The organism is Candidatus Omnitrophota bacterium (genome assembly GCA_040755155.1).
In the GTDB taxonomy this organism is placed as follows: domain Bacteria; phylum Hinthialibacterota; class Hinthialibacteria; order Hinthialibacterales; family Hinthialibacteraceae; genus JBFMBP01.
This window is the reverse complement of the sequence record JBFMBP010000156.1, coordinates 1-6986: the sequence shown is the minus strand read 5'-3', so window position 1 is coordinate 6986 and position 6986 is coordinate 1. Positions and strand designations below refer to the sequence as shown.

Annotated in this window: 6 protein-coding genes and 1 pseudogene; 3 read left to right on the top strand and 4 right to left on the bottom strand. The window is 50.8% G+C overall.

Annotation, left to right across the window (positions count from 1 at the left end; all coding sequences use genetic code 11):
* Positions 1-180: 180 nt before the first annotated feature.
* A complete protein-coding gene (locus tag AB1656_24830) occupies positions 181-762 on the bottom strand; it encodes a hypothetical protein (protein MEW6238622.1) in 582 nt (193 codons plus the stop codon).
* A 408-nt stretch (positions 763-1170) separates the two neighbouring features.
* On the opposite strand from AB1656_24830, the pseudogene AB1656_24825 reads away from it, so the two are divergent.
* A pseudogene (locus AB1656_24825) lies at positions 1171-1626 on the top strand (CPBP family intramembrane glutamic endopeptidase).
* A 54-nt stretch (positions 1627-1680) separates the two neighbouring features.
* On the opposite strand, the gene AB1656_24820 reads toward AB1656_24825, so the two are convergent.
* From AB1656_24820 to AB1656_24810, 3 genes are all read right to left on the bottom strand, one after another.
* Entirely contained in the window at positions 1681-2457 is a 777-nt protein-coding gene (locus AB1656_24820; GenBank protein MEW6238621.1) for a 3-ketoacyl-ACP reductase, read from the bottom strand.
* Between the two features lie 120 nt (positions 2458-2577).
* On the bottom strand, positions 2578-3030 hold the full coding sequence (locus AB1656_24815; protein ID MEW6238620.1) for a type II toxin-antitoxin system VapC family toxin: 453 nt from the start codon (positions 3028-3030) through the stop codon (positions 2578-2580).
* A gap of 351 nt (positions 3031-3381) precedes the next feature.
* Positions 3382-4068 carry a response regulator transcription factor gene (locus AB1656_24810; protein ID MEW6238619.1) on the bottom strand — a complete coding sequence of 229 codons (687 nt, stop codon included), beginning with the start codon at positions 4066-4068 and terminating at the stop codon, positions 3382-3384.
* A gap of 263 nt (positions 4069-4331) precedes the next feature.
* On the opposite strand from AB1656_24810, the gene AB1656_24805 reads away from it, so the two are divergent.
* Entirely contained in the window at positions 4332-4892 is a 561-nt protein-coding gene (locus AB1656_24805) for a type II secretion system protein (GenBank protein MEW6238618.1), read from the top strand.
* 124 nt (positions 4893-5016) lie between these two features.
* Positions 5017-6876 carry a TIM barrel protein gene (locus AB1656_24800; GenBank protein MEW6238617.1) on the top strand — a complete coding sequence of 620 codons (1860 nt, stop codon included), beginning with the start codon at positions 5017-5019 and terminating at the stop codon, positions 6874-6876.
* Positions 6877-6986: the final 110 nt, after the last annotated feature.

The following is a 6986-nucleotide window of genomic DNA, read 5'->3' as shown; positions in this document are numbered from 1 at the left end:
CAAGGCGTCAGCCTGCCCTTGAGAGATCGATCAAAGGCAGACTTTGTCTTCCCTTTCCCGCCCCGTCTATTCTCCTAAAGCCTTATTTTGAAATTATTTTTTGACGCAAAATGGTTTTTCATAGCTAATATGTTTGGTTTCGCTTTTCCCATTCTTATCAAGATCGGAGATTTTAGCCTCTCAGGAATCGGAAGGAGCGGCTTTCCCTTCTTCTTCGTAATAATCGATCGAACGATAATCCATCCGCAGCGCTTGGCGTTCGTATTTGCTCAAGTTCAACCATAAAGTGCGTTTGGTCCAGTTTTGATGAGCGTCGTATTCTTCCCAAACGTAATTTCGATTCGCAGGCAGTTCGCCATCCGCTTGGGCGAGAAGATCGATGGGGGGCTTGCCGCTCATCTCCTGCGTTGGAACGATTTTCTCGGCGATTTCGCCCGCCTCATTATAGATGATGGTTTCTTTTAACTTATCGTTTTCATCGTAGGCGTAGATTCTTTTTAGACGAAGTTTTCCCTTTTCATCGAATAAAAGGTCCTCCGTACGAGCGCCTTCGGCATTGTAAGTATATTTCGCAATCGCCTGGCCTCCATTAGCAGGGAAAAATTGCGCCGTTTTGACCGGCCCTTTCAAGCCGTCGATCTCTCGATCTGTTTTGTTCCGCATCTCCGCCGTGGGCGGTCCGCAGGATTGGAGCAAGAGAAATCCAAAACCCAAAACAAAAACTAGGCGAAATGAATGATGGCGAACGATTTTGCTTTTCATATTTTTCCCCCTTTGCTTTACGGAAACGCCTCGTAAATCGTAGGATGGATATTGCGAAGAAAGCCCCGCCAAAATCTCTAAGAAAATATGTCAAATCGTAGGATGGGTCGCGTCGTTTGACCCATCAATTACTTCTATAAATAACGATGGGTCAAAAAACGCGACCCATCCTACTTTTCTTCCTCCCATCGCCAAGAGCCTTTCCTTGGTAAGGACGCTCTTAAGGAATTAACGCGCCAAAAGGAAAGAAATAACGTCAAAATTCGTATAGGATAGCCATTAAGAAGTCTCTTTGGCCAGAGAGTATGAAGGATTGAACGATTTCTTATCTCAAAGTAGGCTTGCTTACTTTAAAAATGGACGCGTTGATGGAACAAAGCCGGATGCGCGCCTCTTTGGGAATATACAATGCCTCTTTTTTCCAATGGCGATTGCCCTCCCTTGCGGCGCTGGTCGGAACCAGCGCAGATTTTAGGATTTACGGCTTGCACTCTATCAATCAATCTGGTGATCGGCTGCTTGATTCTGCCCTTCCGTTTTACGGATACGGTAGAGGTTCCCCGTCAAATGGTCCAGGATCTTGGAAAAACCGCCGCCTTTTTTCTCATCACTCTGGCGGGGCCTTTTTACGAAACTATCATAGGGCAATGGCTGCCTATGTTAATCGCCCGGATGGCGAAGCGCGCTCCCAGGACGCGCATTCTTTGGTCTGCGATTTTTTTCTCCATCTTGCACATTGAGAACGGCCCCGCCCATATTCTTCAAACGTTCGGCATCGGCTGGGTGTTGGCCAGTTGTTTTCTGTTCTGCGCCCGCGAGAATTGGGTTAAGGCGTATCGCGTAACCTCTCTCGTTCACGCCTTAAACAACCTCGTTGTTTTTCTTCTTTTTCTGGCCGTCGTGCATTTGGAGGAGGGATTACAAACGCCGGAGACCAAACCCGCCGCCTACTTCGATGACGGATCCGGTGGAAAAATCGAAATAACCTTGGGCGATGGCGCCGACCGCTTTGCCTACATCCTCCGGCGTTCCCCACCGCGGCTGGGGCGTCAGGCCATCGGCGATCAGCCGGTCGTATTTTTCCTTAACGGCGGAAGTCATATCCGTTGCGACGATTCCGGGGCGGATTTCATAGACGAGGATATCTTCCAACGCCAAGCGGGCGGCGAAAAGTTTTACGGCCATGGAAAGCCCGGCTTTGGAAAGGCAGTATTCGCCCCGGCTGATGGATGCCGTATAAGCGGATATCGACGTGATGAAGACGATGCGTCCGCGATCCATGACGCCGCTCCGGCGCAGTTCGATCATGCGTTTGGCGGCGTATTGGGTTAGAAAAAAAGGACCCGTGAGATTGCAATCCATTACATGGCGGTAACTCTCCCAAGACATTTCCAAGATATCCGCCCGCACTTTGGGCGCTGCGCCTGCGTTGTTGACCAGAAGATCGAGCCGCCCGAATATCTCCAACGCCGAATCGATCAAACGCCGCCGGTCCGCATCCTGCGATATGTCAGCCTGAATCGTTTCCGCCCGCCGCCCTTCTTTTTCCACCTCGCGGCGGGTTTCTTGCGCCGCCTCGCGATTGCCCGCGTAGTTGACAATGACGTCATAACCCGCCTTCGCCGCCGCGATAGCGATTCCCCTGCCGATGCCCCGGCTGGAACCGGTAACCAACGCCGCCGGATGACTTGTCATGGTTGGACTCCAATTTTATCGAATCGGTCGAAATGAAGTGCTCCGATTTGTTTTGAACCTATTCTAAACAAGTAATCGATTTTGGCAAAAATTTGTCTAATTCATGAAAAAGCGGTCTTATTAATCTTCGAGCGGCGCAATATGAATATATTGAGAAAACCTTATGAAATCGGCCGTATTGCGGGTAAGAAGATGAGAGACGCCATGAGTTATCATCGTAGCCACAATATTAGCGTCATGAATTTGTTTTCCTGCAACGGAGACATTTCTTACAATATCCACAAGACAGTCTACGACATGTCGGTTTTCCTCAACCAAGACGAATTCCTTTTGTATTCTATTCAGATTTTCTAAGATTTGAGAGAAAAGAATATTCTTGCTGCAAGATGCGCTTCTTGTCACAACGCATAAATATTCTCTAATGATTTGAGGGCTTACGATCAGTTCAATACCCTTGCGTCTCAATTCCATTAATGCATTTGCAGCGCTATGACGCCAAGGAGACGATTCATTTGTGGCATAGATTAGAATATTCGTATCGATAAAAAGCCGATTAACGTCCTTCGTCTCCATAAATATCTTCCCTTGTGAATCGACAGTTGGGACGCCATCCTTCCAACGGGAAGGATTTCAATTGAAAAGTGTTGTTCGAATCGTCTTTAGGAAAAGATTTTGAGGAAACATCAATGTACAATAGGACAAGATGTTCCCCAGGAGGGACATCCGATGGAACCTTTGCCGTTAAAGTTCCTTCAGCGTCGATCATTGCTTGAGTTTCGATCGTTCTCATCGAAGTCTCTCCTTATTTCGGAAGAACTGTTTCTATGGAGTGTATTATAACAAAAAAACGATATCCGATTAGGGGATCGCCATCGGATAATCATGCGCCTATCGGCTTCGATGGCAGGAATCGAGATGCAATTTTCACCCCCCTCGGATGAATTTGTAGCCCATGCGGTGGACGGTGATGATATGGTTGGGATTTTCCGGATCGTCTTCAATTTTCTGACGCAGCTTGACGATGTGGTTGTCCACCGTGCGCGTAGCGGGAAAATGGGAATAGCCCCAAACCTGTTGCAGGAATTGCTCCCGCGTAACGATTTCGTTTTCATGTTCGATGAACAGCCGCAGCATTTCGAATTCTCGGGGCGAGAGTTCGATGGGCGATCCGCCTTTGAAAGCCGCGTATTTTTCGAAATCGAGCGAAACGTCGGCGAAGGAGTATTCGAGGATAGGCGCGGGTTCGCGTTGAACGCGGCGCAGGATGGCTTTGATGCGGGCGAGGAGTTCGCGCAGGTTGAAGGGTTTGGTGATGTAATCGTCCGCTCCGGCGTCAAGGCCGTTGACTTTATCCGATTCGGCGCCTCGGGCGGTGAGCATGACGATCGGCGTCGCCGAGCCTGATTCTTTCAACTGGCGGCAAACGTCCATGCCATCCATTCCCGGCAGCATCAAGTCGAGAATGATGAGATCGAAATTCTCCTTCAAAGCGAGACGAAGCCCTTCGTTGCCGTTGCTAGTGGCTACGGTTTGGTAATTTTCGAACTCCAGGTTGTCCTGAAGTCCCCGCCGCATGTCCGGTTCGTCTTCCACGATCAAAATACGAGTCATAATGCCATTTCCCCGTCTGTTACATCCTTCCATTCGGTAAGGAGCCAAGCGCCGCGCCGCTCTTTTCCTATGGCTTCATCATCTCATTCGTACAGGATACTTGGCAATCCCATGATCCCAAAGACGGGCGTCTTTTACAAAACATGACAACCGTCTCTTCGACGCTCTCTTAACTCTATCCGAGATTTTCAAAGTATGATAAGTTTATCCGCAAGCAGGGCGCGCGTTTTTGATCGCATATCAATTCTCGAGAAGGAAATCTTATGCCGTCTCGTTCCGCTTTTACGTTAATCGAATTGTTGATCGTCGTCGCCATCATCGGCGTTCTCGCCGCCATCGCCGTTCCCAATTTTCTCAATGCCATGCTGCGCGCCAAGATCGCGGCGACGGAGAACGATTTGCGCTTGATGGTCAACGCCATGATGCAATATCAATTAGACAACAATTCCTATCACGCCCATCGCGACGGCCCGGCGCAGCAATTTCCGCTTACGACGCCCGTCCCCTATCTCAACGCCTTCCTTCCCGACCGCTTTCAAGCCCTGCCGGATATGAACCAGCGCGCCGGATTTCAATATTCCCATACCTATTATCATTGGATCCCTTACGGCACTCATCAGGATTTATGGGGACAGCCTTGGCGAAGATGGGATCCCGTACTCGACAGCGCGCATCGCAAAAACGCCGGTTTGGTGGATGGCTGGGGGCCGGCGGGAATCCGGGGCGGTCCGCGCTACGATCCTTCCAATGGTTTAGTCAGCCGGGGCGGCTTTTTCCGGCTCGTGCCCAAAGGAACCAAGATTCATCTCCATAGCAACGGTTAATCTTATCATCCTTATCGAAAAACACGTTGTTTTCTTGGCGAAATGGTGGACGCGGCTTTCATTTTTGTCTATTAAAATGCTATAAATCCCTATTACTATTCCTTAGTGGAGAGGTATGCGAATCATGTTAAAACTGAGCGGCTTCGGCGACGAGATTGCCAAAGATTTCGAAGAACAACTGCGAGAAATGCGGAAGATGAATTTGAATTATATCGCCCTGCGCAATCTTTGGGGCGTAAACATTCTCGATCTAAACGCTGAACAGAAGCAGCAGGCGAAAGAACTGTTGCGCGATTATGGGATGGGCGTTTCGGAGATCGGAACGCCGTTGGGCAAAGTGCTCATCACCAGTTCGTGGAAAAAGGAATGGCAGCGATACGAGCGGGCCATCGAGATGGCGCATTACTTCCAATGCCCGCGCATCCGCATCTTCTCCTTCTATTTTCCCGAAGGACAGCCGCCGGAAAAATACCGGACGCAGGTCATCAAGCGACTAAAAGAGATGACGGATCGCGCCGAAAAAGAAGGATTGATCCTTCTGCACGAAAACGAATCCAATATCTACGGCGATACGGGAATCCGCTGCAAAGACCTGGCCGATTCCATTAACTCGCCGAATTTCAAACTTATTTTCGATCCCGCCAATTACGTGACCGTCGGAACGCATCCTTTTACGCAGTGGTTCGAGATGCAGGCGGATCATATTTACCATCTGCATATCAAAGATTGCACTTTCGAAGGTCTATTTACGCCCGCCGGACAGGGCGACGGCGAGATTCCAGACTTGATCGAAGCGCTGGCGAAGCGCGGCTTTTCCGGTTTCGCCACACTGGAGCCGCACTTATTACAAGGCGGACAGTTCTTCGGTTTTACGGGACCGGAGAAATTCGCGGAAGCGGCGGAAGCGCTGCGCGGCGTCTGCGATAAGGCGGGGATGCCGCATCGGCAAGTGCGCATGGGCGTCATAGGCATGGGCTTCATCGGCATGTTCCACTGCGGGGCCATTCAGGAAGTTCCCCAGGCGCATCTTGTCGCCGTGGCGGATGTGAAGAAGGTACCCAATCTGCAAAAGGCGGAGGAGAAATTCAACGTCAAATCCTACGATAAGCCCGCCGAAATGTTGAAGCGGACGGATATCGACGCCGTCACGCTGGGAACGCCCAGCGGCCTGCATGGAGAGTTGACCGTTAACGCCGCCAAGCGCAAAAAGCACGTGCTGACGGAAAAACCCATCGAGGTAACGCTGGACAAGGCGGACAAGATGATCCAAGCCTGCCGCGAGAATAACGTCAAACTGGGCGTGATTTCGCAACGGCGCTGGGACCCCGGCGTGCGGGAGTTGAAAGCGGCCATCGATGCGGGCCTGTTGGGCCAGCTGATTTTGGGCGATTGCTTCGTGAAATGGTTCCGCACGCAGGAATACTACGACAGCGGCGGCTGGCGCGGAACTTGGAAACTGGACGGCGGCGGCTGCCTGATGAATCAGAGCGTGCATACGGTGGATTGCCTGCAATGGTGCATGAGCGATCCCGTCGTCAGCGTTACGGCGCAAACCGCGCTGGCGGCGCATAAGCGGATCGAGGTGGAAGACGTCGCCCACGCGCTGCTGAAATTCAAGAGCGGCGCTCTCGGAACTATCATTACTTCCACCGCCGTCTATCCCGGCGTAGAGGAGCGCATCGAAGTTTCGGGAACTAAAGGAACGATCATGATCGAAAAGAACAAAGTCATTCTGCGCGAGATCATGGGCGAGAAGAAGGCGGAGATTCAAGCGGCGGGCGAACGCGGCAGCGGCGCCGCCGACGCCCAGGCCATCACCAACGAAGGACATGTCGCTCAGATCAAGGATTTTTGCCAAGCAATTATAGAAGATCGCGAACCATTCATTACTGGCGAAGAAGGCCGCAAACCGCTAGAGATCATCCTCGCCGTCTACGAATCGGCGCGCACGGGGAAGTCGGTGAAGTTGCCGTTGAAGAAGTGATTCAATTTATATCGGATTAGTAATCCGTCTTCAGGATGGAAGAAACATCTTGAAGGCGGATTTTTTCTATGCGTTATTGAAATGTCCGATGATTGTACGTAGACTATACG

What these genes read in the sequence shown, in the direction of transcription:
- AB1656_24810 (MEW6238619.1), bottom strand. Translation starts at nt 4,068, where the DNA reads ATGACTCGTATTTTGATCGTGGAAGACGAACCGGACATGCGGCGGGGA.
- AB1656_24830 (MEW6238622.1), bottom strand. Translation starts at nt 762, where the DNA reads ATGAAAAGCAAAATCGTTCGCCATCATTCATTTCGCCTAGTTTTTGTT.
- AB1656_24800 (MEW6238617.1), top strand. Translation starts at nt 5,017, where the DNA reads ATGTTAAAACTGAGCGGCTTCGGCGACGAGATTGCCAAAGATTTCGAA.
- AB1656_24815 (MEW6238620.1), bottom strand. Translation starts at nt 3,030, where the DNA reads ATGGAGACGAAGGACGTTAATCGGCTTTTTATCGATACGAATATTCTA.
- AB1656_24820 (MEW6238621.1), bottom strand. Translation starts at nt 2,457, where the DNA reads ATGACAAGTCATCCGGCGGCGTTGGTTACCGGTTCCAGCCGGGGCATC.
- AB1656_24805 (MEW6238618.1), top strand. Translation starts at nt 4,332, where the DNA reads ATGCCGTCTCGTTCCGCTTTTACGTTAATCGAATTGTTGATCGTCGTC.